The organism is Nonomuraea sp. NPDC050153, from assembly GCF_044460125.1.
Taxonomy (GTDB): Bacteria; Actinomycetota; Actinomycetes; order Streptosporangiales; family Streptosporangiaceae; genus Nonomuraea.
On sequence record NZ_JBITJQ010000022.1, the window covers coordinates 16,724 to 41,568 of the forward strand.

The following is a 24,845-nucleotide window of genomic DNA, read 5'->3' on the forward strand; positions in this document are numbered from 1 at the left end:
GACCACCGCAAGACCGACTCTATGGTGGGCGTATGGATTACACCCGACTTGGCGACACAGGTTTGAAGGTCTCGAGGATCTGCCTGGGGATGATGAGCTACGGCGACCCCGCCAGGCAGGAATGGGCGCTGGCACGCGACGAGGCCGAGCCGATCATCCGCAGGGCGGCCGACGCGGGTGTGACCTTCTTCGACACGGCGGACGTCTACAGCCAGGGCGCGAGCGAGACCGTGACCGGCGAGGCGCTGCGCGCGATCTTCCCCCGCCGCGAGGACTACGTGCTGGCCACCAAGGTCTACTTCCCCATGGGCAGGGGCGCCAACGACCGGGGCCTGTCGCGCAAGCACATCCACGCGGCCGTCGACGCCTCGCTCCGGCGGCTCGGCACCGACCACGTGGACCTCTACCAGATCCACCGGTGGGACGACGAGACGCCCGTCGAGGAGACCATGGAGGCGCTGCACGACGTGGTCAAGGCGGGCAAGGCCCGCTACATCGGCGCGTCGAGCATGTGGGCCTGGCAGTTCTCGAAGGCGCAGCACGTGGCCGAGCGGAACGGGTGGACGAAGTTCGTCTCGATGCAGAACCACTACAACCTCCTCTACCGGGAGGAGGAGCGGGAGATGCTGCCGCTCTGCGCCGACCAGGGCGTGGGCGTGATCCCGTGGAGCCCGCTGGCGCGCGGCGTGCTGGCCAGGGCCGGCTCGTCCGCGACGACCGCGCGGACGGGGTCCGACGGGCGCATCGACTTCCTGTACGACCCGGAGAACGACAAGGCGATCCTCGACCGGGTGGCGCAGGTGGCCGGGGAGCGCGGCCTGCCGTCCGCCCAGGTGGCGCTGGCCTGGCTGCTCCACCAGCCGGCCGTGACCGCGCCGATCGTGGGGGCCACGAAGGACCGGCACGTCGACGACGCGGTGGCGGCCGTGTCGGTGTCGCTCTCGGAGTCGGAGCTGGCCTTCCTCGGCGAGCCGTACCGCCCCCGTGAGGTGCGCTTCTGACCGTCCTGGATTGTCGGGGCCGACCTTTAGGGTTGTGCCATGCGGGCAAATGAGGAGGCGGCGTCGGCGCTGCAGGAATACGCGGAGTTGTTCGCGCTCTGCGGCGGCGACGCCTTCCGGGTGCGGAGCTACCAGAAGGCGGCCAAGGCCATCGCCGGGTTCCCCGAGGACATCTCGGTGGTCGACGTGCGCAGCGTCCCCGGGGTCGGCGAGGCCATCGCCAAGAAGATGGAGGAGTTCCTGCAGCGCGGGAGCTTCCGGCAGCTCGATGACCTGCGCGGCCGGGTGCCCGAGGGCGTGCGCGCGCTGACGCGGGTGCCGACGCTGGGGCCCAAGACGGCGATCATGCTGTTCGAGGACTTCGGCATCGACTCCACGGTGGCCCTGCGCGAGGCGATCACCTCCGGCCGCCTCGACGGCGTCAAGGGCCTCGGCCCCAAGACCCTGGCAAACCTGCTCAAGGGCATCGAGCAGCTGGAGCAGTCGAGCCGCCGCGTCCACGTGGGCGTCGCCATGTCGCTGGCCGAGCAGGTGATGGCCTCGCTGGAGGCCGAGCGCATCGCGTACGCGGGGTCGCTGCGGCGGATGAAGGACACGATCGGCGACATCGACATCCTCGCGGTCGCGCCCGAGTCCATCATGTCCGGCTTCCGCGCCCAGCCCTATGTCGCCGAGGTCATCGCGGCGGGCGACAAGAAGACCTCGATCCGCACCACGTCCGGCATCCAGGTCGACCTGCGGGTGGTGCCCGCCGAGTCGTGGGGCGCGGCGATGCAGTACTTCACGGGCTCCAAGGAGCACAACGTCGCCATCCGGGAGATGGCGGTGAAGAAGGGCTGGAAGCTCTCCGAGTACGGGCTGTTCGAGGGCGAGCGGGTGATCGCCGCCGCCGAGGAGGAGGACATCTACGCCGCGCTCGGCATGCAGTACGTGCCGCCGCCGATGCGCGAGGACGGCGGCGAGGTCAAGGCGGCCCTGCGGGGCGAGCTGCCGGAGCTGGTGGAGCTGGGCGACCTGAAGGGCGACCTGCACACCCACACCGACCTGACGGACGGCATCGCGTCGCTGGAGGACATGGTGGCGGCCGGGCACGCCCGCGGCTACGCCTACTACGCGGTCACCGACCACGCCCCCGACCTGGCGATGCAGCGGATGACGCTGGACAAGGCGCTGGAGCAGCGGGGGCAGGTGGCCGCGCTGCAGCAGAAATATCCCGACATGCGGATCCTGCACGGCACGGAGCTCAATATCGCGCCCGACGGGTCGGTCGACTGGCCCGGGGAGGTGCTCGCCGGGTTCGACGTGTGCGTGGCCTCGGTGCACTCGCATTTCGGGATATCGCGCGAGGAGATGACCCGGCGCTTCATCGCCGCCTGCGAAAACCCGTACGTGGACATCATCGGGCACCCGACGACCCGCAAGATCGGCAAGCGTCCGTCGGTGGACGCCGACTGGGACGCGATCTTCCGGGTGGCCGCCCGCACCGGGACCGCCATGGAGATCGACTCCTTCCCCGACCGGTCCGACCTGCCGTCCGACCTGGTGCGGCTGGCCAGGCATCACGGGGTGAAGTTCTCGATCGACAGCGACTCGCACGCGATCCCGCACCTGGCCAACCAGCGGTTCGGGGTGGGGCTCGCGCAGCGGGCCTGGCTGACCACGGACGACGTCATCAACACCTGGCCGCTGGACCGGCTCCTGGCCTTCCTGGGGCGCTGAGCCGCGCCGCCGGCGGAAACAGCCAGGAAACGCCTGCCGCCCTACAAATGATCCCGGACGCAACGAAGGGATCATCACATGAACCACGCCACAAAGGCACGCCTGGCCTGCGCGGTGCTGGCGTTGGCCACCACCGCCGCACTCGCCGCCCCGCCCGCGACCGCGACCGCCGCCACCTCGGAGGCGGGGGACGTGCAGCGGGCCCTCGACGCGCTCGCCCGGACCGGCGGGGTGGTGGGGACCATCGGGGAGCTCTACGTGGACGGCAGGCGCGTCGGCCGGGGCTCGGCGGGTTCGCGGCTCCTCGACGGCGTGGGCGGGCGGGTCCCCGCCGGCTCCCGCTACCGGATCGGGTCGCAGACCAAGCGGCTGACGGCCACGGTGGTGCTCCAGCTGGTCAAGGAGGGCAGGCTGGGGCTGGAGGACAAGCTGAGCGACCTCCTGCCGGAGGTGGCGAGCCAGGACGCCGTGGAGCGGGCCGGCGAGATCACGGTACGGCAGCTGATCCGGCACATGTCCGGCATCCCGAACTGGTTCACCCCCGATCTTGTCGACATATACGACTTCACCACCTATTACCCGCCGATGGAGCTGGTGAAGAAGTCCCGCAGCCGGCCGCGCACCGGGGAGCCGGGCGAGAAGTACTTCTACTCCAACACCAACTACATGCTGCTCGGCATGATCATCGAGAAGGTGACCGGCCGCTCGCTGGCCGCCGAGTTCGCCCGCCGGTTCTTCGTGCCGCTCGGAATGAGCCGTACGTACCTGCCGGTCAGGCCGCCGGAGGGCATCAAGGGCCCGCACGGGCACGGCTACAGCACCGACGCCGAAGGCACAGTGCGCGACATGCACCGGCTCAACGCCAGCTTCGGGTACGCCGCCGGCGGCGTGATCTCCACCGCCCGCGACATGAGCACGTTCCATCGCGCCTTCTACCAGGGCAAGCTGCTCCCGCCGGCCCTGCAGAAGCTGATCACCGACCCGCCCGAGAACACCCCGACCCTGCCGCCCCTGTGCGGAGGCGACCCCGAGCTGCGGGCGAACGCGGGCGGCACCGCCGGCTTCACCGCCGTCACCTTCAGCTCCACCGACGGGCGCATCCAGTTCGCGACGTCCACCACGACGAGCGATCAGGACCCGGCCGCCATCAGCCGGGCCATCAACCAGGCGGCGGAGGCCGTCCTCTGCCCCGGAAAGTAGGGCCGGGCCCCCGGTTGTGCGAGCGCAGGCTGGGGGTAAGGAGTTTTGGAACGTTCCCGTACCGGTTGGACAGATTTTGGCAAGGGGGGCGCCACAGGACGGCCTGAAGAGATTAAATGGTTTCCAGGTAGGAAATAGCTCTTACGGAGGCGGTGTCCATGGAGCAAGCACTGGCGACAATCGTGAAGCCGCTGCCCGACCACCTGTTCAGGGTGCACGGCGCGAGCGCGGAGATGCGCTGGGAAGCCATGGCGGGGCAGGGATACCACACTCCGAACGATCGGTTCTTCGTGCGGAACCACACCTCCACACCGCTCATCGACGCCACGACCTGGCGGCTCCGGGTGCACGGGGCGAGCGTGCGGTATCCGCGCGAGTTCGGCTACGACGAGCTGCGGGCCATGCCGTCCCGCACGTTCGACCTGGCGATCGAGTGCGCCGGCAACGGCCGGCGCTTCTACGGCACGCAGCAGCACGACGCCGCGCCCGGCACACAGTGGGGGCTCGGGGCGATCGGCGTCGCGCGGTGGCGCGGGGTGCCGCTGAGATACCTGCTCAAGGCCGTCGGGGTGCTTCCGGGCGCGGTGGACGTGCTGGCCACGGGGCTGGATGCGCCGTTCGAGGGTTACGGGCACGTACGCAGGCCGCTGCCGATCGACAAGGCCATGGACGACGTGCTCGTCGCCTACGAAATGAACGGCGAGCGGCTGCCGCCCGACCATGGATTTCCGGTGCGGCTGGTGGTGCCGGGATGGGTGGGAATAGCGTCGATCAAATGGCTGGGTGAAATTGAAGTTTCACCGGCGCAGATTTTCACGCCGTGGAACACGGTCTTTTACCCGGACGCCACGGCGCAACCGGTGAAGAGCGCGTTCGAACTCACCTGGAATGCGCGCCTGCCCGTCTCCGGCCCGCACATCGTGCACGGACGGTCATGGTCCGGGCGGGGCCGGATCGTCCGGGTCGAGGTCAGCTTCGACGCCGGACTGAGCTGGCGGCCGGCCGAACACCGCGGACAGCACCTGGTCAGCGCATGGCTGCCATGGCACATTTCATGGGCCCCCCGGCGCACTGGGGCGCGCGTGCTCATGGCGCGCGCCACCGACGAGACCGGGGCCACGCAACCCCTGGTCACGCCGCGACACCCGTTCGGGTACCACTTCGACGCGGTCGTGCGACATCCCATTGACGTGGTCAATGGATAGGTAATTGTCACCGACCGGGGCTGAGCTGGACATTCGCTAAAAGCCGGTGCGGCGCACCTGAATTCATCTGAAAGACTCTCGCGGAAACCTTCCGGAAATCCCGTCGTGTGATGCTGCACAGATCACGGGAAAAGGAGAGCAGATGCGCCAGCTGACCGCACTCGACGCCCAGTTCCTCAATGTCGAGACCGCGACCACGGCCGCGCACGTGGCCGGGCTGGCGATCCTCGACTCGGCCGACGGCGCGGTCAACCGGGGCGCGCTCGCGGTGCTGCTCCTCGAACGGCTCCACCTGTCGCCCGCGCTCAGCCTCCGCCTCGCCGAGGTGCCGCTCGGGCTGGACCATCCGTACTGGGCCGAGGACCCCGAGTTCGACCTCGGCAACCACCTGTTCGAGCTGACGCTGCCGGCTCCGGGGGACGACTGGCAGCTCGCGGACGCGGTGGCGGAGATCCACGCGCGGCGGCTGGACCGGGCGCACCCGCTCTGGGAGATGCACCTGATCAACGGGCTGGCGGACGGGAGGGTGGCCGTCTACACCAAGGTCCACCACGCGGCCATCGACGGCGTCTCGGGCGCGGAGACGCTCGCCACCCTGCTCGACCTCACCCCGGACGGCCACCTCAAGCGGCGGGGCATCCCGACCGCGAACGCCGACCGCCCCCGCCGCCGTACGACCAACGCCGCCGTCCATCTCGCGAACGGCGGCGGCCATGCCTCGGACGGCGGCCCCGCGCAGGCCCTGGCGCGGCGCATTCCCGGGCTGCCCGCACAGGACGTCCCCAGCGTGGCCGGGATGCTGGCCGGGGCGGCCAGGCGGACGGCGACCCACCCCGTGCGGGCCGTCCAGTCGGTCGTCAGGGCGGCCGAGGACCTCGACGCCATCCCGCTCGCGGCGGGCCTCCCGGGCGCCAGGCTGATCGCCAAGGCCGCGCGGATGGTCTCCGGCGACCGGCACGACCGCCCCGAGCTGCCCAGCCTCGCCGTCCCCCGCACCCCGTTCAACGGCCCGATCAGTGCCCGCCGCCGCCTCTCTTTCGGCTCGCTGTCGCTCAAGGACGTCAAGAACGTCGCCAAGGCCCACGGCATGAGCGTCAACGACGTCGTCATGGCCCTGTGCACCTCGGCACTGCGGTCCTGGCTGCGCGAGCGCGACGCGCTGCCGGAGGCGCCGCTGATCGTCGCCGTCCCCGTGGCGGTCCGTACGGCCGCGGCCAAGGAGCGGGTCGGCAACCAGATCTCCGCCATGGTCGCCCCCATGCCCACGAACGTCCCCGACCCCAGGGAGCGGCTCCAGGCCGTCGGCGCCGTCATGGGCCGGGCCAAGCGGCGGTTCGCGCTGGCCCCGGCGACGTGGCTGAGCGAGCTGTGCTCGGTGCTGCCCGCCCCGCTCACCAGCCTGGCCACCCCGGCGATCTTCCGGCTGGCGGGCCTGGCCTGCCCGCCCGTCAACCTCATCATCAGCAACGTGCCGGGCCCGCAGTTCCCGCTGTACCTGTGCGGCGGCAGGGTGCTGTCGTACTACCCGATGTCCGTGCTGACCGACATGAGCGGCGGCCTCAACATCACCTGCTTCTCGTACGACGGCATGCTCGACTTCGGCGTCGTGGCCTGCCCCGAGCGCATGGACGACGTGTGGGGGCTGGTCAGCCACCTGCGCAAGGCGCTCGACGAGTTGCTAGACGAGCGAGTGGGCGATGAGTTCCGCGACGGCGTCGGGATCGATCTGGTGACCGGTTAGCTGGCAGAGGTTCTCCTGGTAGAGCAGGACGGCGGCGAACGTGGCCGCCGCCACCTCCAGCCTGGCCGCGTCGCCGCGCGCCCCGGGCAGCGCCAGCTCCAGCGCGAACCTGGCACGACTGATCAGCTCGCCGTTCAGCCGCCCGAGCCGTTCCTTGACGGAGCCGTGCGTGTCGGCCTCCCTGAACAGGATGCGCCGCATCGCCGGCGAGGCCCGCAGCGGGAGGCCGCGGGCGAGCTTGGACAGCGTCCGCGCCGGATCGCCCGGCACGGCGTCCACCTCCCGCCCCTCCTCGACCAGCGTGCGCTCGTCGACCAGGGCCACCAGGACGTCGATCTTGCGCGGGAAGTAGTGGAAGATCAGCCCTTTGGGCACTTTCGCCAGCCGCGCGATCACCGCGGTCGGGGTGGCCTCGTAGCCGCCGCCCGCGAACAGCTCCTCGGCCGCGTCCAGGATGCGCGTGCGCGCGTCACCGATCACCACAGCTCGCACCATAGCGGCAGCCGTGACTTCACCGCCATCCCGCGGAAGCGAGACCCCCCTGTCCACCCGCCGCCGATCGAGGGGGTGCCATCGGGCCTGTTCAGGGGAGGTGCGGATAATGGCGGAATGAGATCGATAGGCACGACGGAACTGTCCGTTTTCCCGATATCGCTTGGTACGAATGTCTTCGGCTGGACCGCCGACAAGGAGTCCGCTTTCGCCGTCCTGGACGCGTACGTCGAGGGCGGCGGCAACTTCATCGACACGGCCGACGTCTACCCGTACTGGGTGACCGGCGAGTCCACGTCAGAAATGATCATCGGCGAGTGGCTGCACGTCCGCCGCAACCGCGACTCGATCGTGCTCGCCACCAAGGTCGGCATGCTGGAGGGCCTGACCGGGCTGGCCCCGGCGACCATCCGGGCGGGGGTCGAGGACTCGCTGCGCCGGCTCCGTACCGACTACATCGACCTCTACTGGGCACACGTGGACGACCGCGACACGCCGCTGGTGGAGTCGCTGGCGACGTTCGACGCGCTGGTCCGCGAGGGCAAGGTCCGTTATGTGGGGGCGTCCAACTACGGCGCGGACCGGCTGGGCGAGGCCCTCAAGGTCTCCGACGACGAGGGGCTGACCCGGTACGTGGCGTTGCAGCAGCAGTACAACCTGGTCGAACGCGGCTACGAGGGCGAGCTGCGGGACGTGGTGGCCCGGGAGGGGCTGTCCAGCACGCCGTACTTCGGGCTGGCGCGCGGCTTCCTGACCGGCAAGTACACGCCGGGGGTGACGATCGACAGCCCGCGGGCCGGGCTGGCGGCCGAGTACCTGCAGAAGGAGCACGGGCGCCGGGCGCTGGAGGCGCTGCTCAAGGTGGCGGCCGAGCAGGAGGCGGCCCCGGCCACGGTGGCGCTGGCCTGGCTGGCGGCCCAGCCGACGATCACCGCCCCGATCGCCAGCGCGAGGGACGTGGCGCAGCTCCAGCCGCTGCTTGCGGCCGCCGAGCTGACGCTGACGGACGAGGAGATCGCCCTCCTGAACGAGGCCTCCCGCATCTGAGGCACCGGCTCCGGCGTTCGCCGGGAGATCGGGCCGCCCCGCCCGCCGTTCGTCCCCATGGGCGGCGCGGGGCCACCGGGCCGCACTCGCGCGCTGTCAGCGGGCGCGGTCCGACAGGGACAGGCACAGGGCGCGCAGGTCGGTGGCGTCCGGCAGGTGCTCGTCCATCACCGCCACCGCCGCCGCCACGTACCGCTCGGCCAGGGCCTGGGCGGCGGCCCGGCCGCCGGCCTCCTCGATGAGGCGGGCGGTGTGCCGTACGGAGTCCTCGTCGGAGACCCCGGCCGAGAGGAGGTCGGAGAGTTCGCGGGCGGCGGGGTGGTCGGCGGCCAGGGCCGCGAGGACGGGAAACGTCTTCTTGTCGCGCCGCAGGTCGGAGTGGACGGGCTTGCCCGTGACGCGCGGGTCGCCCCAGATGCCCAGCATGTCGTCGACGATCTGGAAGGCCACCCCCAGATCGCGCCCGACCGCCCACATGCGGTCGGCGAGCTCGGGAGCGCCGCCCAGGGCCACCCCGGCGGCCGCGGCGGCCCCCAGCAGGCTGCCCGTCTTGCCCGCGACCATCTCGGTGTACTCGGCGATCGTGACCGCGTTGGGCCCGCGCCACGGCCGGTTCTCGAAGGCCATGTCCGCGGTCTGCCCGTTGACGAGCTCGACCAGCGCCGCCGACAGGTGCCTCATCGCCTCGGGCCGGCCCGCGAGCTGGTTGACGGCCAGGGCCAGGAGCGCGTCCCCGGTCAGGAGCGCCGGCCCCACCCCGTACGCCTTCCAGAGCGCCTCCCGGTGCCGCCGCCGCTCGTCGTGGTCGATGATGTCGTCGTGCGCCAGCGAGAAGGCGTGCACGAGCTCCACCGCCACCGCGGCCGGGAGCGCCGACTCGGCGGTGCCGCCCACGGCCTCGGCGCTGAGCATCGCGATGGCGGGCCGCACACCCTTGCCGCCGTCCCCGTGATACGGCCTCCCGTCGGCATCCGACCAGCCCAGAGCGAACGCGGCCATCCGGGCGCTCCATGGATGCAGGCCCGATACCGCCTCGCGGAGGGCCGGCTCGAGCAGGCGCCGACAGCGTGCCTCGGCGGTGTCGCCTGGGTAATCACTCAGATTCAAACGGTACTCCAACCCCGGTACGATCTTGAATCTACATGCACGAGCATGTGATACTCCACCCCGATAGTTGACGTTTGTCAGGAAATGTCCGTCGTTTGAGATGGGCATCATGGAGGTTCGCAGTGTCGCTGGGCGGCGTGTCGTCGCATAAAGCCAGAACCCTTCCCTTCCTCCGATCGTTGGCCAAGTACTCGCGAACACCCGTTCACGCTTTCGAAGAAGCGAGCGACCGCGCGGGTGGCGCGCTCGTCCGGCTGAACATGGGACCCTTCCGGCCGTACCTCGTCACCCACCCGGATCACGTCCAGCACGTCCTGAAAAGCAACCAGCCCAACTACGTCCGGGCCGGCATGTTCTGGGACCCGCTGGCACCGCTGCTCGGCCAGGGCATCCTGTCGGAGGGCGCGGGCTGGGCGGCGAGCAGGAAGATCCTTCAGCCGGTGTTCACCGCCAGGTACGTCAACTCGCTCACCTCGCGCATGGCGCAGATCATCACCGGGCTCATCGACGCCACCGTGGTCCCCGGCCGGCGCTTCGACGTCGCCGAGGTCGTCTCGGCCCTCATCCACCCCACGATCGTCCGGCTGTTCCTGGGCGCGACGATCTCCGACGACGACATCGACCGGCTGGCCCCCGCCTACGACACGGGCGTCACGGCCAGGTCGATCAGGCTGCTGCTCCCGTCCGTGCCGGAGCGCTTCCCGCTCCTCGGCGACCGGGCGTTCAGGCAGGCGATCAAGACCATCGACGAGGTCGTCTACCCCCGCATCCGCTACGCCAAGGCGCGCGGCGGGGCGGAGGCCGACCTGGTCTCACGGCTGGTCAGCGCCCGCCAGGACGAGCCGGACGCGGACCGGCTGATCAGGGACGACATGGTGGCCATCCACGGCGCCGCCACGGAGACCTCCGTCACCGCGCTCACCTGGGTCTGGCCGGTGCTGGACGCGCATCCGAAGATCGCCGCCAGAGTGTACGAAGAGGTGGACCGAGTGGTCGGGCGAGGGCCGGTGACGGTCTCGCACCTGCCCGAGCTCACCTATTTGAAAATGTTCATGGACGAACTTGTTCGTCTCTACCCTCCGGGCTGGATCCTGCCCCGGACGGCGGCGGGGGCCGATCGCATCGACGGCGTCGAGATCCCGGCCGGGGCCACGATGGTGCTCAGCCCCTACCTGACACACCGGCTGCCGGAGTTCTGGGATCGGCCCCTCGAGTTCGACCCGGAACGGTTCGCGCCGGGGAACGACCGCGCGCGGCACCGGTACGCGTACTTCCCGTTCGCAGCGGGGCCGCACGTCTGCCTGGGACCGCACCTGTTCATGATGGAGGCGCTGCTGCTGATCGCCGGGATCCTGTGCAAGTACCGTCCGGTGTTGCACACGACCGGGCCGATCACCCCCCGCCTCGCCTCGACGCTACGACCCCCCACCGGGCTGTCGATGACGCTCGTCCCGGCGGGGCCCGCGTGAACGGCCTCGACGTGGCGGGCGACCTGGGCAGGACCAGCGCGCTGGCGGTCGAGTGCGCCCGCCGCCTCGCCGTGCACGCCGCCGAGCATCCGGAGCTCTTCCCGGCCAGGCCGTTCGACGCGGGCTTCTTCCACTCTCTGGGACTGGTCGGCGCCTTCGGCTCTCCCTGGGCCGCGGCGGAGGAGTTGTGGGCGGTCAACCGCGCCGCGCTGTGGGTGTTCGCGGTGGACCTGCGCGTCGATCACGTGGCCACCTCACGCGACGAGGTGGCCGCGCTGGTCGTGGAATGCCTGGCGGTGGCGGACGGGCAGGCGCCGCGCAGCGCGCTCACCCGGGTGCTCGCCGAGCTCCGCGACGGCTTGGGGCGCGATCCTCGCTGGCGCGACCAGCTCCAACGCATGCTGACCGCCATGCTCAAGGAGTGGGAGTGGCGCGAGTCGAAGGCCCGGCCCACCCTGGAGATCTACGTCGCCAACGCCGACAGTTGCGGCTCCTCGTTCGTCAACCTCTCGCACTGGCTCCACACCGGCGACGCGTGGACCCTGGCCCATCTCGACCTGGTCCGCCAGGCGGGTGACGAGGTGCAGCGTTACCTACGGCTGCTGAACGACCTGGCCACGTACGACAGGGAAGCCCGCTGGGGCGACGCCAACGCGCTGACGCTGGGCGCCGGGCGTGACGAGGTGGCCCGGCGCATGGCGCGGCACGCGCGTACGGCGGCCGGGCTGATCGCCCCGATCAACGAGATCAGCCCGAGGACCGCGCTCTATCTGGAGCGCCAGATCGGCTTCAACGCCGGCTTCTACGGCGTTTCGGATTACTGGGGAGAGCTGTGAACATCGCCCAGGAGGCGGACGCGCTGATCGCCACGCTGATGGCCACGCCGTGGGGTCAGGTGTCCGCCTCGATCTACGAGACGGGGCGGCTGGTCACGCTGGCCCCGTGGCTGGCCGGGCATGACGAACGCATCGACTATCTCGTACGGACCCAACGACCGGACGGGGCATGGGGCGCGCCGGACGGTTACGGCGTGGTGCCGACGCTGAGCGCCACGGAGGCCCTGCTGACCGCCGGGGCCACTGAACCGGCCCGCAAGGGGCTGGCCGCGCTGCGCCGGGAGCTTCCGCGGGCGGCGGACCTGCCCGACATGCCGGCCGCCGACCTGATCGTCCCGGCGCTGATCGCCCTCATCAACGCTCACGGCGTGGGCGAGCCGCTGCCGCTGCCTCCCGGCCTGGACTCATCCCGGATCGAACGCGTCCGGCGCGCGGTGTCCTCCGGTGCCAGGCCACCGGAGAAACTGCTGCACGCGCTCGAGGTGGCGGGCCTGGCCTCGGGCGGCCGGCACTCCATCCGGCCGACGGCGATCGGCACGGTCGGCGCCTCCCCCGCCGCGACCGCCGCCTGGCTCGGCAGTGGCGCCCTCCTCGACGCCGACTCGGCCAGGCGGCATCTGGAGGCGGTCGTCACCAGATACGGCGGGCCGGTCCCCGTCGGGCTGCCCATCACCGTGTTCGAACGCGGCTGGGTGCTGAGCTGGCTGGCCCGCGCGAACGTGCCCGTCGAGGTGCCCCCGGAGATGGTGGCGGACCTCAGGGCGGCGATCGGCCCCAGCGGCACGCCGGCGGGACCGGGGCTGCCCGCGGACGCCGACACGACCTCCGTCGCGCTGCACGCGCTGGCACTGCACGGCATGGCGCGCGATCCGGAGAGCCTGCTGGCGTTCGACGCAGGAGGGCACTTCTGCACGTGGCAGGGCGAGGACGGCTTCTCCATCAGCGTGAACGCCCACGTGCTCGACGCGTTCGGCGCTTACGCGGCCTCCCGGCCGGACCGGGCGGAGGCGTACGCGGAGGCGCGGGAGAGGCTGGCGCGCCTGCTGGCCGAACGGCAGCGGCAGGACGGAAGCTGGGATGATCGCTGGCATGCCTCGCCGTATTACGCCACACTGAGTTGCGTGCTGTCGCTGAGCGAATACGCCGGCCCCGGCTTCGCCCCCGCCGTGGCCAGGGCCCAGGCGTGGGTGCTGGCGACGCAGCGCCCCGACGGGTCGTGGGGCCGCTGGTCGGGCACGCCCGAGGAGACCGCGTACGCGATGCAGCTGTTGCTGCTGCCCGAGGTGATGCGCGGTCGCGAGGTCGAGGAGGAGCACAGGCAGGCCGCCACCCGCGGCTACGCGTATTTGCAGCAGGCAGGCGAAATGTCGGATTACCCGTCTCTATGGCATGACAAGGACCTTTACACGCCACTGGCAGTAGTTCGAGCGGCGATCCTGGCGGCCCAGCATGTCTATACGAGCCTAGCGCTAACAGGACAGATCCGGATGTAATACCACCGATCGGGATTTCCCCGCCTTGAGCGGGGTTTGAGGCATTGCTAAGGTATCCCGGTGCCGAATCTAAGAAATGGCCTCATATGCCTTGACATCTGGCTTAACGTAACCCCCGACCTGGACGGCTAAATATGCGTTTGCGCAACTTCGGCGTGCGGACAAAGGTGACAGCGCTGCTGGTGTCGCTCGTCTCGTTGTGGGCATTCGCCGCCTGGGTCACCCTGCGCGAAGGGGTGAACCTGCTCGGCGCCACGACCGTCGACAGCGGTGCGGTGCAACCCAGCGAGCGCCTGCTCGCCGAACTGCAGCGCGAGCGCCGGCTCACGGTGGTGTCCCTGGGCGCCGGCGAGCGCGGGCCCGACAAGTTGATGCGCGATCAGCGCGCCAAGACCGACGCGGCGCACAAGGAGCTCGTGGAGTCGGCGACCAGCGCCACCGTCCAGTTCGCGGCCGACGCCCCACTGGCGCGCCGCATCGACGAGGCGCTGAAGACCGCCGAGGGAATCGACGCCGTCAGGAAAGGGATCGACGGCGGGCGTTCCGACCGCGGCCGGGCGGCCGAGTCCTACAACCAGCTCATCGACTCGCTCTACCGCATGTTCGACTCGGTAGCCGCGCTTGACGACAAGGAGATCGCCAGGGACGCCCGCACCATGCTCGCCATCAGCCGGGCGAGCGAATATCTGGCCCGCGCGGACGCGCTGGCCGCCGGCGCGCTGGCCAGGGGAGGGTTCACCCCGTCGGAACACGTCGAGTTCGTGGAGTTGACGGGCTTCTACCACACCTCACTCGACCAGTCCGCGGTCCAGCTCCCGGCCGAGGACGCGGCCGCCTACAGCGCCTGGGCGAAGAGCCGTCCCGTGGCCCAGCTACGCACGCTGGAACAGCGGCTCGCGAGGGAGTCCGACGGCTTGGCGCCGACGGTGACCGCCGCGGAGTGGCGCACGGTCACCGAGTCGGCCCGCAGCGCGCTGGAGAAATTCATCACCGACGGCGGTGACCGCCTCGTCGACCGGGCCGTGCCCGGTGCCGTCGGTGTCATCCTCCGCCTCGTGCTGGCCGGAGGTCTCGGCCTGATCGCGGTCGTCGCCTCGATCGTGCTGTCGGTCACCACCACCAGGCAGCTGCTCTCCCAGTTGCAGAAGCTGCGTGACTCCGCGCACGAGCTGTCCGACGACCGGCTGCCCGGCGTCGTCGAGCGCATCGGCCGCGGCGAGGACGTCGACCTGGCCAAAGAGGCACCCGACCTGGACTTCGGTGACGACGAGATCGGCCAGGTGGGCCAGGCGTTCAACACGGTGCAGCGCACCGCCATCAGCGTCGCCGCCGAGCAGGCCGAGCTGCGCCGCAGTATCCGCGACATCCTGCTGAGCCTGGCCCGCAGGACGCAGGGCCTGGTCCACCGGCAGCTCACCGTGCTCGACGTCATGGAGCGCCGCGAGACCGACCCCGAGGAGCTGAAGGAGCTCTTCCGGCTCGACCACCTCGCCATCCGCATGCGCCGCAACGCGGAGAACCTGATCGTCCTGTCCGGCTCGGCCCCCGCCCGTACGTGGCGCCGCTCGGTCCCCATGGTGGACGTCGTCCGCGGCGCGCTGGCCGAGGTCGAGGACTACACCCGCGTCACGCTCATGCCCATGGGCGACGTCGTGCTCGTCGGCCGCGCCGTCGGTGACGTCATCCACCTGCTCGCCGAGCTGATCGAGAACGCCGTGTCGTTCTCGCCGCCGTACACGAACGTGCAGGTCAGCGGCCAGCTCGTGGCCAACGGGTACGTGATCGAGATCGAGGACCGGGGCCTGGGCATGAAGCCCGAGGACCTGGAGTCCGCGAACGAGCGCATCGCGGACCCGCCCGAGTTCCGCATCACCGGCACCGCCCGGCTGGGCCTGTACGTGGTCAGCCAGCTGGCCAGGCGCCACGAGATCCAGGTGGTGCTCAAGCCGTCGCCGTACGGCGGGACGACGGTCGTGGTGCTGCTGCCGCAGGAGCTCGTACAGCTCGATCCCACGCCCGAGCCGCAGGACGGCGACCGGCGCGAGCGGCTGCCGCGCAGGACGCCCGCCGTGGCCACCGCGGTGCGGCCGGTCACCGGGGAGAACGTGCGCACGCTCAAGCCCGCGCGCCCGGTCCCGGTCCCGGCACCCGTCCCCCAGCCTTCCCCCCCGGTCACCGCTGTGGAGACACAACCCGAAACGCCAGCCGAACCGGAGCAGAGGCCTGTGACCGAGTTCACGTCCAACGGGCTGCCCCTCCGGGTGCCCCAGGCCAACCTGGCGCCAGCGCTGCGGGACGACACGCCCACGCAGCCCGACTTCGAGGAGGACGATGACGAGCGCTCGCCGGAGGAGATCCGCGCGATGATGGGATCTCTGCAGTCAGGCACCCGTCTTGGCCGCACCGAAGCCGCCAAGATGCTGGATGAGCAGTCTGGAGATGAGGCATGACCCCCACCTCCGGCACCGACCTGAACTGGCTGCTCGACGACCTCGTCGGCCGTATCAAGGAGGTCGAGCACGCCATCGTGCTGTCGTCCGACGGTCTGCTGATGGCCTCGTCCGCCGCGTTGCAGCGGACCGACGGAGAGCACCTGTCCGCCGTCGCCTCCGGGCTGCAGAGCCTGGCGAAAGGCGTCTCGGACCACGTTTCCGGCGGCGCCGTGCGGCAGACGGTCGTGGAGTGGAAGAACCAGTTCCTCATCGTGACCATGGCGGGCGAGCGCGCCTGCCTGGCCGTGCTGTGCGCGCAGAACGCCGACATCGGGCTGGTCGCGTACGAGATGGCGATGATGGTGGCCCGCGTCGGCCAGTACCTCACCTCAGGCGCCCGCAACGCCGAGGCAGTCGCCAGGAGCGACCGGTGAGAGGCGCGGACGAACCGACGGATGAGCACTGGGTGGATCCGGAGATCATCCGGCCCTACGTGGTCACCCGTGGCCGCACGCAGCCCGCGCACGGACGGTTCGACCTGATCTCCATGGCCCTGGCGGTGGGCCCGCCGCCGGGCCCCGACGCCGGGCTCGATCCGGAGCACCTGCGCATCCTCCAGCTCTGCCGCGAACCGAAGTCGGTCGCCGAGATCGCGGCATACCTCAACCTGCCGGCCGGCACGATCCGGGTGCTGCTCGGCGACCTGTTCGACCGCGAACTCGTCTCTGCCCAGGAACCACAATCCGAGGTGGACATGCACGACATGAAGATGTACAGGGCGGTGCTCGATGGCCTTCGTTCGCTCTGAACGTCCGCGCCTGCCGACGGCGATCAAGATCCTGATCGCGGGCGGCTTCGGCGCGGGCAAGACGACGATGGTGGGCGCTGTCTCCGAGACCCGGCCGCTGCGCACCGAGGAAGTCCTGACCGACCGCGGGATAGGGGTGGACGACCTCACGTCGGTGGAGGCCAAACGCACCACCACCGTGGCGATGGACTTCGGCCGGATCACGCTGGGCAACGACTACGTCCTGTACCTGTTCGGCACACCCGGCCAGGAACGCTTCTGGTTCGTGTGGGACGAGCTCGCGGAGGGGTCGCTGGGGGCCGTCATCCTGGCGGACACGCGGCGCCTGGCCGACTGCTTCCCGTCGGTCGACTACTTCGAGCGGCGGGGGACGCCGTTCGTGGTGGCCGTCAACTGCTTCGAGGGATCGCCCTCGTTCGAGCTGGACGAGGTACGGCTGGCGCTCCAGCTCAGCCCCTCCGTCCCCATCATCCTGTGCGACGCCCGCAAGCGGGACTCCTCCCGCGAGGTCCTGATCGCCCTGGTCAAGCACTCGGCCCGGCTGCGCGCCGAACCGGTCGGCAGCTAGCGCGAACCCTGGGAGGCGCCGGACCGCCTCCCAGGGCCTTTCAGCGGAACCGGTCCGTCGCGGCGATCATCTCCGACAACATGTCGCTCCCGCCGTGCCCCTCGTCGATGACCACGAGCTCGCTGCCGGGCCAGTTCTTGTGCAGCTCCCAGGCGGTCTCCGGGGGCCCGCTCACGTCGAGCCTGCCGTGGATGAGCACGCCCGGGACCCCCTCCAGCAGGTGGGCCTGCTCCACCAGGTCGCCCTTCTCCGGCAGGAAGCAGTCGTTGCCCCAGTAGTGGGTGACCAGCCGCGCGAACGTCATCCGGAAGGCGGGGTCCTCGAAGTGCGGGTTCGGCTGGTACCGCGGGTCGAGGCTCACGTGCGTGTCCTCCCATGCGCACCAGTCGCGGGCGGCCTGCTCGCATGTGCTCGGGTCGTCCAGGAGCCTGGCGTAGGCCGCGGCCAGGTTCCCGTCGCGGTCCTGCTCGGGCACCCCGTCGCGGAAGCGCTCCCACTCCCGGGGGAAGACCCGTCCCACGTCCCGGGTGATCCACTCGATCTCCTTGCGGCGCCCCGCCGTGACCGCGAGCAGGATCACCTCGCTCACCCGCTCCGGGTGCCGCTGCGCGTAGGCCAGGCTCAGCGTCGAGCCCCACGAGGCCCCGACCAGCTGCCACCTCTCGATGCCCAGGTGCTCGCGCAGGAGCTCCATGTCGGCGATGAGGTGCTCGGTGGTGTTGACCGACAGGTCGGTCTCCGGCAGCCCCGCGTCCGGCGTGCTGCGACCGCACCCCCGCTGGTGGAACTGGACGATCCGGTACGCCTCGGGGTCGTGGAAGCGCCGCCAGTTCGCAGAGAAGGCGGCCCCGGGACCGCCGTGCACGGTCAGCGCCGGCTTGCCCGCCGGGTCGCCGCTGACCTCCCAGTAGATCTGGTTGCCGTCGCCCACGTCGAGCATGCCCTGGTCGTACGCCTCGATCGGAGAATACATAGGCGCAAAGGTAACGCCCTTCCGGCCGGACCGATCACCCGGACGGAGGTCGACGTCATCCGGTCGACCGCGGAGCTGCTGCTCCGCCAGACCCGATCGATGTACGGCGAATCGGACGGCCGGCTCTCGACCTCCAAACCCATCCGCGTCATTCCCCCTCGCCCCGTCCGGCGCCGCTGCGGGTCCATCGACGGTAACACCCGCCGCGCCTCGAAGCCCTCACGTGGCGGAGCTCCGGGCGTCGCTAGCCGAAGTTGTTGGTCTGTTCGTTGTGGTCGCCGATCTGGACGCCCTTTCCCTCGCGGATGTGCACCACGCCGGGCGTCCCCGGCGGCTCCGTCCGCGCCCCGGGCTCGCCCTGCGCGGGTGTCTGCCGCTGCCTGGCCCAGCCGGTGACGGCGAGCGTGACGGCGACCAGCTCGCAGAACGCGGCGATCACCCCGGCCGGTCCGGCCGCCTTGTCCACGCCGGCGACCGCGACGTACGCGCCCAGCCCCACCGCGATGACCGCCCCGGCCGCCGCGGCGCTCCACATCAGCACCCGCCACTTCATATCTCGCATCATTCGCCCGCATCATGATCGATGCCTATATGGGGTTGGTTGTTAAGACCTTTCCGATACGTGGCGGGCGGGGTTATCGGCTTGACGGCGGGCGCCGGGCGAGAGAAATGTGGAATGCCGCGGGCGGGCGTCATGACGACGTCCGGGGCGGCGACCGGCGGAGGGGCCAGGGGGACGGGTCGACGTGGGCGCGTACAGGGGATATTCCAGGGAGCCGGAGTCACGCTCGGCGAGGTCGGCCCAGCAGGCGGCTCGGTCGCGGCCCGCTGAGTCCGAGGCCGCTCCGCTGTGGCACGGCACGTCGGCTGACATGGCGGCGGCACAACGCTCCAAGAAGCCGCAGGAGCGGGTCGCCGACCGGCTCGACCGGCTGACGGAGGAGGCGGACAGGCTGGAGAAGCACGCGCCGACGGCCCATCGGTCCGGGCAGGCGCAGGAGCTCCTGGGCAAGATCAGGAGCCTGGAGACGGAGCTGCGGCGACAGCCGCGGCGGCACTCGCTCACGACCATCTTCGAGCCGAAGGACACGCCTTCGGCGGAGCTGCTGGCGAGGACGTCCGGCCTGGCGAGCCGGGTGGAGGCGCTCATCCCCCGGGCGCCGGGCTCGCGGCCAGAGAGCGGGCGGAGGCTACGTTGGTGGGAACTGGCCGATACGCGGCCGCAGCCTGCGGACCCGCAGCCGGCCCCAAGCCCGCGACGGGCCCGGCGGCCGCAGCCCACGGGGCCGGAACCGGTCCCCAGCGCGCGACCGGCCCCGGGCCCGCGATCCGGACGGGGCGAGGTGATACCGCCGAAGGGGGCGGGTTCCGCGACCGCCGTCGGGTCGGAGACCGTGCTGACCGTCGGGCGGCAGTCGTCGGCCGGTGTCACCGTCAAGGAGACCCTGCTGGGCGAGCGAACGCGCAAGGTGGACATCCGCGGCTCCTGCGGCGTCGTGGTCGGCTCCGGCAACCGGCAGCACAATCACTTCCACTACCACCTCGCCGACCGCCCGGTCTCCCTGAAGCAGGTGCTCACCCCGACGCCCGCCCACGAACGCGCCCTGGCCAACCTCATCCGGAACCCCGACAGCGCCCGCGCCAACCACGCCATGCGATCCCTGCTCGGCAAGGAGGCGGCCAAGGTCTTGGCCCGCGGCGACGCCGTCACCACGAAGTCCGCGCCGAAACCCGTACGCCTGTCGGGGGTCCTCGGTCCCGGCGGCGAGATCGCGGTGCGCGGCTCCAAGGGCGTCGTGGTCGGCCGGGGCAACGTCCAGAACAACCACTTCCACTACCGCCTCGAACAACCGGCCGCGCTGCTCTCCCGAGCCCTGGCCGAGAACGCGGGGGCCATGCGGGCCATCGGCCGGATGTACCGGGACCCCGCGAGCCGGATGACCGGCCGGGACCTGAGCACGATGCTGACGCGGCTCGTCACGGCGAAGACGCAGGTGGCCGACGTCGTCCGGGACCGTGGCAGCAGGACGGAGCGCGTGGCGGACGGCCGCGGCGTCATGCTCGGCTCGGACAACGTCCGGACCGACGAGATCCACTCCCCCGATCACCAGGTGTGGAGCAGGATCCTCAAGGGCGCGGTCGATCAGAACGTCCCGACCAGTGCCGACACCACGCCGTCGGTCGACAGGGAACCGGGGCAGAGCCTCCAGTCGCCTTCGTCGCGTGACCTGAGCAGGGACCGGTGGTAGCCGTCGCGCAACACGCCGACGGCTAACTGAGCCCTGCGTACGCCGAAGCTCTTGCCGCGCCGCCACCTGCCGCGGAGAGTCACGACGGCCACCTCGGTCACCAGCACGCATCCGCGTACGTCGTCCGGCCAGGTCACCCGGGCCAGCTCCGTCCTGAGGTCGCCGGGGCCGAGCGGGGTGAGGGGGATGGCCAGGAGGGCGTCCGGCGGAAGCTCGTTCAGCGGGTCCAAGGGGTAGGCGACGTCGAGGTAGGTGTCGCGGTCGGTCAGGGCGTACACGCGGTGCATGCCGTCCCATCCCTCGGCGGCGGCGTCGCGCGCGGCGGCGATCACCGCGGCCATCAACGCATCGTGATCGGCCACGGACGCATCATCCCGCTCGACGGGCCGGAGGGAAAGCGGTTCCTCCCGGCCGTTCCTCGATCCGGTTCAGGGGAAAGGCGGGAAATGCCCCCGATGCGCGGGCGGGCTACAGTCTCCTTCCACGTGGCGCCCGGCCTCGTCGCGTGCGTCCGGGACGAGGAGGAGGAGCGCCGCTCCAAGTCGTGGGTGGGACTCAGCGCAGGGTGGCGGTGAGGGTGCGGCCGTAGGCGTGGCGGGTCGTCGCCTGGATCAGGGTGCCGCCCGGCACGCGCCGCACCGTCACCCCCTCGTCGGCCGTGACGAGCCTGAGGGGCGCGCCGGGCAGGACGACGCTGACGCGGTCGCGGCTCATCGTGGGGTCGGACAGGGCGACGAGCGTGCGCTCGCCGGACCTGACGATGACCGAGGCGGGGCCGTCGACGATCAGGTGACCGGCGTGGCGGGGGCCGTCGGTGAAGACGTTGGCGGCGACGATCCCCAGCGTCTTGTGTCTGACGGCCTGCACGTGCCGGTCGTTCGCCAGGACGGTCAGCGGGCCGGCCGCGTAGCGGCGCAGGCGGGCCTCGGTGGCGTTCGGGACCAGGGCGTAGGCGAGGGCGGGGACGTCGCCGGAGGCGGGGTGGGCGACCGAGGCGGTGAAGACGTTCTTGGTCACGGCGGTGTCGGGGTTGGAGGTACGCACGACTCTGCGGCTGCGGGTCACCGTCTCCAGCCCGGCCGCGACGGGTTGCCTGGTGAGGAAGGCGTAGCCGATCGCGGTGGCGCGGGTGCCGTTGGCGTAGCGCAGCCAGCGCGGCGGCGTGGTGTCGCCCGGCCGCCAGGCCCGGCCGCCCCAGCTCTCGCCGGTGAGCGCGACCGCGTCGCCCGGCGCGGCGATGCGGCTGTCCACGGTGGTCACCGCGTCGCGGCCGCCCTGGCCGGAGACGCCCGCGGCCAGCACCACGATCTCCTCGTCGAACATGAACCAGGACTTGGTCGCGCGGGCGTCGCGGTAGGCGACGAAGTCGTCGGGCAGGGTGCCCGCCTGCTTGGCGGTGTAGGCGACGTCGTCGGACTGGACCATGCCGGCCGCGCCGTACGCGCCGAGCGTCGCGCCGCCCGAGAAGGCGTTCCCGGCGCGGGGGAAGTACACGTAGGTGTTCTGGGACTCCGAGGAGGAGGTGAAGTTCAGCGGGTGCCCCGGGTTCTCGTACCAGAACCGGCCGTACAGGTCGGGCACCGTCCGCCGCTCCTCCACCGGCGCGGTGACCCCGGCCAGCCGGTACGGCGAGACGGCCGTGTAGTAGTCGACGCCGAAGACCTCGCGCTGGTCCTCGCCCGCGAGGTAGAGGTAGTGCGCGCCGTCGCCCTGGAACCAGGGCATGAGGTTCTCGCCGTTCATGTACTCGTACTTGCTGATCCGCTCGGAGCTGCGCGCCAGCGCGAAAGCGTAGCCGGGGCGGCGGTGGACGGTCCTGTCCATGGAGTTGAACGCCACGCAGCGCTCGGCCGGGTTCAGGTCGGCGCCCGCGATGGCGGAGTCGGCGCGGATGGCCGCGTAGCGGGCGACGCTGACCGGGGAGACGAAGGCGGCCGTGTCGGCGGCCGGCAGGAACCTGACGTACTTCTTCAGCGCGAGCGCCTCTGCGCTCCCGACGTGGTCGGCCAGGTCGGCGATGGCCTCCACGACCACCCCGACGTCGGCGTAGCCGGTGGTGGTGCGCGAGACCGCCCGTCCCTTGACGATCTCCATCATCCACCCCTCGAAGATCAGCGGGGCGAAGCCGTCGGCGACCCAGCGGTAGACCACGCCGGCCAGGTCCGAGGCGCCGCCGCTCGTCGCGCCTTCGAGCGTCTTGAGGGTCTGGACGACGCGGGTGAGCAGGGCCTTCCCGTACGAGCCGGTGTAGGCGACCGAGTGATGCTGGATGAAGGAGCCGTCGCGGTAGTAGCCGTCGGTGTTCCCGTGCTGGAGGTCGTACGGGTCGATCGTGGCGAAGACGGTGGCCTGGTCGGAGATGGCCTTGCCGACCCGGGCGTCGTCGCCGGTGAGCGCGCCCTGCAGGATCCGGTTGGCGGTGAGGTCGGCCAGGTTCGCCCCGGTGTGGAAGCGCGAGTCGAGGTCGACGTCGCCGTTCTTGCCGTTGCGCAGGTAGGCGTCCATCGAGGCGAGGTACGTCGCCGTCAGGTCGGGCCGCTCCTCCCGCACCCGTTCGGCCAGCAGGGCCAGGGTCCTGCTCACGTGGGTGGGGATGCCGATCTCCCAGTTGTGCCAGTTGCCGTAGTAGCCCGCCGCCTGGTCGCCGAAGTAGCGCTCGTGCAACCACTGCAGGCCGTCGAGGACCCGCCGCTGGGCGGCGGCGTCAGCGTCGAACTGGCCGCCCGGCGTGCGGGTCGCGAGCGCGATCTCGTACAGGTACTGGTAGGCCAGCCGCAGGTTGGCGTCGTCGGTGCCGAGCCTCAGGCCGGAGAACAGCTCTCCGGCGCCCGCCTGGTCCATCGCGGTCAGCCGCTGCCGGGCGGTCCCGGTGATCGAGGCGAGCTTGGCGGCGACCTCGGGCCGGGCGTTGACGTCGGGGGTGCCCGCGAGGATCGCCACCGTGTTGGCGATCAGCCGCGCGTGATCGATCCCGGCGGCGGCGCGAGAGGGGGTGGCCGCGGCGAGCAGACCGGCGGCGGGGAGCAGGGAGAGAACCTGGCGGCGGGACATGTGCGGCACGGCGAGCTCCAGGCCGTTGGGGGATATGCCGGGCTCACCTTACATGATCTCTTTCGTCCGTCCGGGGAACGCGGGTAGACCACGCCCACCGGTCCCCCGCCTTGGCCAGCTCGTCGGTGGTGAGCTTGTCGCCCTCGCCGCGGGCCTGGACCAGGCCGGCGGTGAGGTCGTCGCCCGGTTCGCGCTGCCTGCGCTCCACCAGCTCGTGCAGGAAGGCCTGGAGTTCGTTCTGCGTCGCGAACGCCACCTCCGGCGGCGGCGACCCGGTCGTGCTGACCCGGCGCGGCCCGGGCCGCAACAAGGCGCTCGCAGGGTGAGGTGCCTGATCGGCTCGTCGGCTGCACCGCGGGCCCGCTGTTCCGCGTCTCGATCAACGGCCGCGGCGGACCATTGTCGTACGACGCCGCTCACCACCGGAGCGGCTGCGTCGCCGCCGACGTTCGAGCGGCCCGTTGGCCGGCCAGGCTCCTCATGATGTGGTCAATGCGCTGGCGTCCGTGCTGTGGCGCTCGGGTAGCCAATCGCGGGCGGGATCGTGTTCCAGCCACCGATTGCGCTCGGCCTCCGTCACGAAGGCGCTGGTCAAGGTGTCCAGCAGTGGGTGGCCGCCGTTGCCGCGCCAGAGCAGTGACCAGGCGTACAGCGGTGTGGGGTCGATCAGCGGGACCGAGCGGATCGCCGGGTGCGGCGGGAGGGGCAGGTCTGCGGGCAGCAGGCTGAAGCGGCGCGGGGCGACTGCCAGGTCGGCCAGCAGGCGGTCCAGTCCCAGGTTCGTGCCTTCGGCGTGCTCGTGGATGCCGAAGGCCATGGCGAAGCGGTGCAGGAAGTCCAGCCGGTGAAGCGCGCCGGGGGTCCACAGCACGCCGTCGCGCAACTGCGCCGGACGGATCGCGGGCGCGTTCGCCAGCGGATGATCGGCGTGGAGGATGGCGTCCACGGGTTCCAGCCGTACCAGGCGATGGGTCAGCCCGGTGGGCAGCGGCGCGTGGACGCGGCCGAAGGCGGCGTCGATGTCGCCGTGCAGCAGCGCGTTGATCACCGAGGGCAGGTCGCGGCCGTGCCCGAGTTCCCATCGCAGCGGCTCGCCGGTCGCCACCTGGGCCAGGGTGCGCATGGGCGCGTACAGGTGGCCCCACACGTCGATCCGTAGCGGGCGGTGCGTGTCCAGCGCAGCCGCCACGGCCAGGTCGGCGGCGGCCAGCGCCTGCCGGGCGGGCTCCAGGAAACGCTGTCCGGCCTCGGTGAGGCGCACCCCCTGGCCACCGCGGTCGAGCAGGCGCCTGCCGAGCGTGGACTCCAGCCGTGCGATCCTTTTGGACAGTGCCTGCTGGGAGATCGACAATTCCTCGGCCGCGTGGCCGAAGTGAAGTTCGTCAGCCGCCCGTACGAACGCGCGCACCTGCGCCAGGTCGAAGTCCACGGCTGTCACCATAGGCGACAACCCA

Annotated in this window: 22 protein-coding genes; 14 read left to right on the forward strand and 8 right to left on the reverse strand. The window is 71.1% G+C overall.

All coding sequences use genetic code 11. From position 1 onward, the window contains the following. The first annotated feature begins 32 nt into the window (after nucleotides 1-32). The 5 genes from ACIBQ1_RS39285 to ACIBQ1_RS39305 all read left to right on the forward strand — a co-directional run bounded on the left by ACIBQ1_RS39285 (nucleotide 33) and on the right by ACIBQ1_RS39305 (nucleotide 6,866). Nucleotides 33-1,001: an aldo/keto reductase gene (locus tag ACIBQ1_RS39285; RefSeq protein ID WP_397285000.1), complete on the forward strand. Its 969-nt coding sequence runs from the start codon at nucleotides 33-35 to the stop codon at nucleotides 999-1,001. A gap of 39 nt (nucleotides 1,002-1,040) precedes the next feature. Continuing rightward, on the forward strand, nucleotides 1,041-2,720 hold the full coding sequence (gene polX / locus ACIBQ1_RS39290) for a DNA polymerase/3'-5' exonuclease PolX (RefSeq protein ID WP_397285002.1): 1,680 nt from the start codon (nucleotides 1,041-1,043) through the stop codon (nucleotides 2,718-2,720). A 78-nt stretch (nucleotides 2,721-2,798) separates the two neighbouring features. After that, nucleotides 2,799-3,920 carry a serine hydrolase domain-containing protein gene (locus tag ACIBQ1_RS39295; protein WP_397285004.1) on the forward strand — a complete coding sequence of 374 codons (1,122 nt, stop codon included), beginning with the start codon at nucleotides 2,799-2,801 and terminating at the stop codon, nucleotides 3,918-3,920. A gap of 158 nt (nucleotides 3,921-4,078) precedes the next feature. Further along, nucleotides 4,079-5,125 (forward strand): sulfite oxidase, encoded by a 1,047-nt coding sequence (locus ACIBQ1_RS39300; protein ID WP_397285006.1) that lies wholly within the window; start codon nucleotides 4,079-4,081, stop codon nucleotides 5,123-5,125. Nucleotides 5,126-5,267: 142 nt separating this feature from the next. Next, nucleotides 5,268-6,866, forward strand: coding sequence for a wax ester/triacylglycerol synthase family O-acyltransferase (locus ACIBQ1_RS39305; protein ID WP_397285008.1), 1,599 nt, complete (start codon nucleotides 5,268-5,270; stop codon nucleotides 6,864-6,866). On the opposite strand, the gene ACIBQ1_RS39310 is transcribed toward ACIBQ1_RS39305, so the two are convergent. Then, complete coding sequence (locus tag ACIBQ1_RS39310) at nucleotides 6,804-7,349, reverse strand: TetR/AcrR family transcriptional regulator (RefSeq protein ID WP_355370415.1); 546 nt, start codon at nucleotides 7,347-7,349, stop codon at nucleotides 6,804-6,806. The genes ACIBQ1_RS39305 and ACIBQ1_RS39310 overlap by 63 nt on opposite strands. Nucleotides 7,350-7,475: 126 nt before the next feature. Here ACIBQ1_RS39310 and ACIBQ1_RS39315 point away from each other — a divergent pair, with 126 nt between their 5' ends. Beyond that, nucleotides 7,476-8,405 (forward strand): aldo/keto reductase, encoded by a 930-nt coding sequence (locus tag ACIBQ1_RS39315; protein WP_397285010.1) that lies wholly within the window; start codon nucleotides 7,476-7,478, stop codon nucleotides 8,403-8,405. Nucleotides 8,406-8,501: 96 nt separating this feature from the next. Here ACIBQ1_RS39315 and ACIBQ1_RS39320 read toward each other — a convergent pair whose 3' ends face one another. Continuing rightward, nucleotides 8,502-9,404, reverse strand: a complete 903-nt coding sequence (locus ACIBQ1_RS39320) for a polyprenyl synthetase family protein (RefSeq protein WP_397285012.1) — start codon at nucleotides 9,402-9,404, stop codon at nucleotides 8,502-8,504. A gap of 245 nt (nucleotides 9,405-9,649) precedes the next feature. Between ACIBQ1_RS39320 and ACIBQ1_RS39325 the strand changes: the two genes are divergently transcribed. The 7 genes from ACIBQ1_RS39325 (at nucleotide 9,650) to ACIBQ1_RS39355 (ending at nucleotide 17,118) form a co-directional block, all read left to right on the forward strand. After that, nucleotides 9,650-10,981 carry a cytochrome P450 gene (locus ACIBQ1_RS39325; protein ID WP_397285291.1) on the forward strand — a complete coding sequence of 444 codons (1,332 nt, stop codon included), beginning with the start codon at nucleotides 9,650-9,652 and terminating at the stop codon, nucleotides 10,979-10,981. Beyond that, the gene (locus ACIBQ1_RS39330) at nucleotides 10,978-11,817 is read left to right on the forward strand and encodes a terpene synthase family protein (protein ID WP_397285014.1); all 840 of its coding nucleotides are present in this window, start codon (nucleotides 10,978-10,980) and stop codon (nucleotides 11,815-11,817) included. The genes ACIBQ1_RS39325 and ACIBQ1_RS39330 overlap by 4 nt, the downstream gene beginning before the upstream one ends. Then, the gene (locus ACIBQ1_RS39335; RefSeq protein WP_397285016.1) at nucleotides 11,814-13,310 is read left to right on the forward strand and encodes a prenyltransferase/squalene oxidase repeat-containing protein; all 1,497 of its coding nucleotides are present in this window, start codon (nucleotides 11,814-11,816) and stop codon (nucleotides 13,308-13,310) included. The genes ACIBQ1_RS39330 and ACIBQ1_RS39335 overlap by 4 nt, the downstream gene beginning before the upstream one ends. Nucleotides 13,311-13,444: 134 nt before the next feature. Beyond that, a complete protein-coding gene (locus ACIBQ1_RS39340) occupies nucleotides 13,445-15,760 on the forward strand; it encodes a nitrate- and nitrite sensing domain-containing protein (RefSeq protein ID WP_397285018.1) in 2,316 nt (771 codons plus the stop codon). Next, on the forward strand, nucleotides 15,757-16,176 hold the full coding sequence (locus tag ACIBQ1_RS39345) for a roadblock/LC7 domain-containing protein (protein ID WP_397285020.1): 420 nt from the start codon (nucleotides 15,757-15,759) through the stop codon (nucleotides 16,174-16,176). Before ACIBQ1_RS39340 ends, ACIBQ1_RS39345 begins: the two co-directional genes overlap by 4 nt. Beyond that, a complete protein-coding gene (locus tag ACIBQ1_RS39350) occupies nucleotides 16,173-16,550 on the forward strand; it encodes a DUF742 domain-containing protein (protein ID WP_355370435.1) in 378 nt (125 codons plus the stop codon). Before ACIBQ1_RS39345 ends, ACIBQ1_RS39350 begins: the two co-directional genes overlap by 4 nt. Continuing rightward, a complete protein-coding gene (locus tag ACIBQ1_RS39355) occupies nucleotides 16,531-17,118 on the forward strand; it encodes an ATP/GTP-binding protein (protein ID WP_355370437.1) in 588 nt (195 codons plus the stop codon). The genes ACIBQ1_RS39350 and ACIBQ1_RS39355 overlap by 20 nt, the downstream gene beginning before the upstream one ends. Nucleotides 17,119-17,158: 40 nt before the next feature. Here the strand turns inward: ACIBQ1_RS39355 and pip are convergent, their stop codons facing one another. Together pip and ACIBQ1_RS39365 are read right to left on the reverse strand one after the other, a co-directional pair. Then, on the reverse strand, nucleotides 17,159-18,091 hold the full coding sequence (gene pip / locus ACIBQ1_RS39360; RefSeq protein WP_397285023.1) for a prolyl aminopeptidase: 933 nt from the start codon (nucleotides 18,089-18,091) through the stop codon (nucleotides 17,159-17,161). A gap of 244 nt (nucleotides 18,092-18,335) precedes the next feature. After that, complete coding sequence (locus ACIBQ1_RS39365) at nucleotides 18,336-18,656, reverse strand: hypothetical protein (RefSeq protein ID WP_397285025.1); 321 nt, start codon at nucleotides 18,654-18,656, stop codon at nucleotides 18,336-18,338. A 307-nt stretch (nucleotides 18,657-18,963) separates the two neighbouring features. Here ACIBQ1_RS39365 and ACIBQ1_RS39370 point away from each other — a divergent pair, with 307 nt between their 5' ends. Continuing rightward, nucleotides 18,964-20,340 carry a hypothetical protein gene (locus ACIBQ1_RS39370; RefSeq protein ID WP_397285026.1) on the forward strand — a complete coding sequence of 459 codons (1,377 nt, stop codon included), beginning with the start codon at nucleotides 18,964-18,966 and terminating at the stop codon, nucleotides 20,338-20,340. Here the strand turns inward: ACIBQ1_RS39370 and ACIBQ1_RS39375 are convergent. The 4 genes from ACIBQ1_RS39375 to ACIBQ1_RS39390 form a co-directional block, all read right to left on the reverse strand. Further along, the gene (locus tag ACIBQ1_RS39375; protein ID WP_397285028.1) at nucleotides 20,235-20,702 is read right to left on the reverse strand and encodes a hypothetical protein; all 468 of its coding nucleotides are present in this window, start codon (nucleotides 20,700-20,702) and stop codon (nucleotides 20,235-20,237) included. The two genes, ACIBQ1_RS39370 and ACIBQ1_RS39375, sit on opposite strands and share 106 nt — an antisense overlap. A gap of 193 nt (nucleotides 20,703-20,895) precedes the next feature. Continuing rightward, nucleotides 20,896-23,391: a polysaccharide lyase family 8 super-sandwich domain-containing protein gene (locus ACIBQ1_RS39380; protein WP_397285293.1), complete on the reverse strand. Its 2,496-nt coding sequence runs from the start codon at nucleotides 23,389-23,391 to the stop codon at nucleotides 20,896-20,898. 43 nt (nucleotides 23,392-23,434) lie between these two features. Continuing rightward, nucleotides 23,435-23,698, reverse strand: a complete 264-nt coding sequence (locus tag ACIBQ1_RS39385; protein WP_397285030.1) for a hypothetical protein — start codon at nucleotides 23,696-23,698, stop codon at nucleotides 23,435-23,437. A 171-nt stretch (nucleotides 23,699-23,869) separates the two neighbouring features. After that, nucleotides 23,870-24,820, reverse strand: a complete 951-nt coding sequence (locus ACIBQ1_RS39390; protein WP_397285032.1) for a LysR family transcriptional regulator — start codon at nucleotides 24,818-24,820, stop codon at nucleotides 23,870-23,872. Nucleotides 24,821-24,845: the final 25 nt, after the last annotated feature.

What these genes read in the sequence shown, in the direction of transcription:
- ACIBQ1_RS39305 (WP_397285008.1), top strand. Translation starts at nt 5,268, where the DNA reads ATGCGCCAGCTGACCGCACTCGACGCCCAGTTCCTCAATGTCGAGACC.
- ACIBQ1_RS39340 (WP_397285018.1), top strand. Translation starts at nt 13,445, where the DNA reads ATGCGTTTGCGCAACTTCGGCGTGCGGACAAAGGTGACAGCGCTGCTG.
- pip (WP_397285023.1), bottom strand. Translation starts at nt 18,091, where the DNA reads ATGTATTCTCCGATCGAGGCGTACGACCAGGGCATGCTCGACGTGGGC.
- ACIBQ1_RS39380 (WP_397285293.1), bottom strand. Translation starts at nt 23,391, where the DNA reads ATGTCCCGCCGCCAGGTTCTCTCCCTGCTCCCCGCCGCCGGTCTGCTC.
- ACIBQ1_RS39315 (WP_397285010.1), top strand. Translation starts at nt 7,476, where the DNA reads ATGAGATCGATAGGCACGACGGAACTGTCCGTTTTCCCGATATCGCTT.
- ACIBQ1_RS39295 (WP_397285004.1), top strand. Translation starts at nt 2,799, where the DNA reads ATGAACCACGCCACAAAGGCACGCCTGGCCTGCGCGGTGCTGGCGTTG.
- ACIBQ1_RS39345 (WP_397285020.1), top strand. Translation starts at nt 15,757, where the DNA reads ATGACCCCCACCTCCGGCACCGACCTGAACTGGCTGCTCGACGACCTC.
- ACIBQ1_RS39355 (WP_355370437.1), top strand. Translation starts at nt 16,531, where the DNA reads ATGGCCTTCGTTCGCTCTGAACGTCCGCGCCTGCCGACGGCGATCAAG.
- ACIBQ1_RS39370 (WP_397285026.1), top strand. Translation starts at nt 18,964, where the DNA reads ATGGCGGCGGCACAACGCTCCAAGAAGCCGCAGGAGCGGGTCGCCGAC.
- ACIBQ1_RS39285 (WP_397285000.1), top strand. Translation starts at nt 33, where the DNA reads ATGGATTACACCCGACTTGGCGACACAGGTTTGAAGGTCTCGAGGATC.
- polX (WP_397285002.1), top strand. Translation starts at nt 1,041, where the DNA reads ATGCGGGCAAATGAGGAGGCGGCGTCGGCGCTGCAGGAATACGCGGAG.
- ACIBQ1_RS39300 (WP_397285006.1), top strand. Translation starts at nt 4,079, where the DNA reads ATGGAGCAAGCACTGGCGACAATCGTGAAGCCGCTGCCCGACCACCTG.
- ACIBQ1_RS39365 (WP_397285025.1), bottom strand. Translation starts at nt 18,656, where the DNA reads ATGATGCGAGATATGAAGTGGCGGGTGCTGATGTGGAGCGCCGCGGCG.
- ACIBQ1_RS39320 (WP_397285012.1), bottom strand. Translation starts at nt 9,404, where the DNA reads ATGGCCGCGTTCGCTCTGGGCTGGTCGGATGCCGACGGGAGGCCGTAT.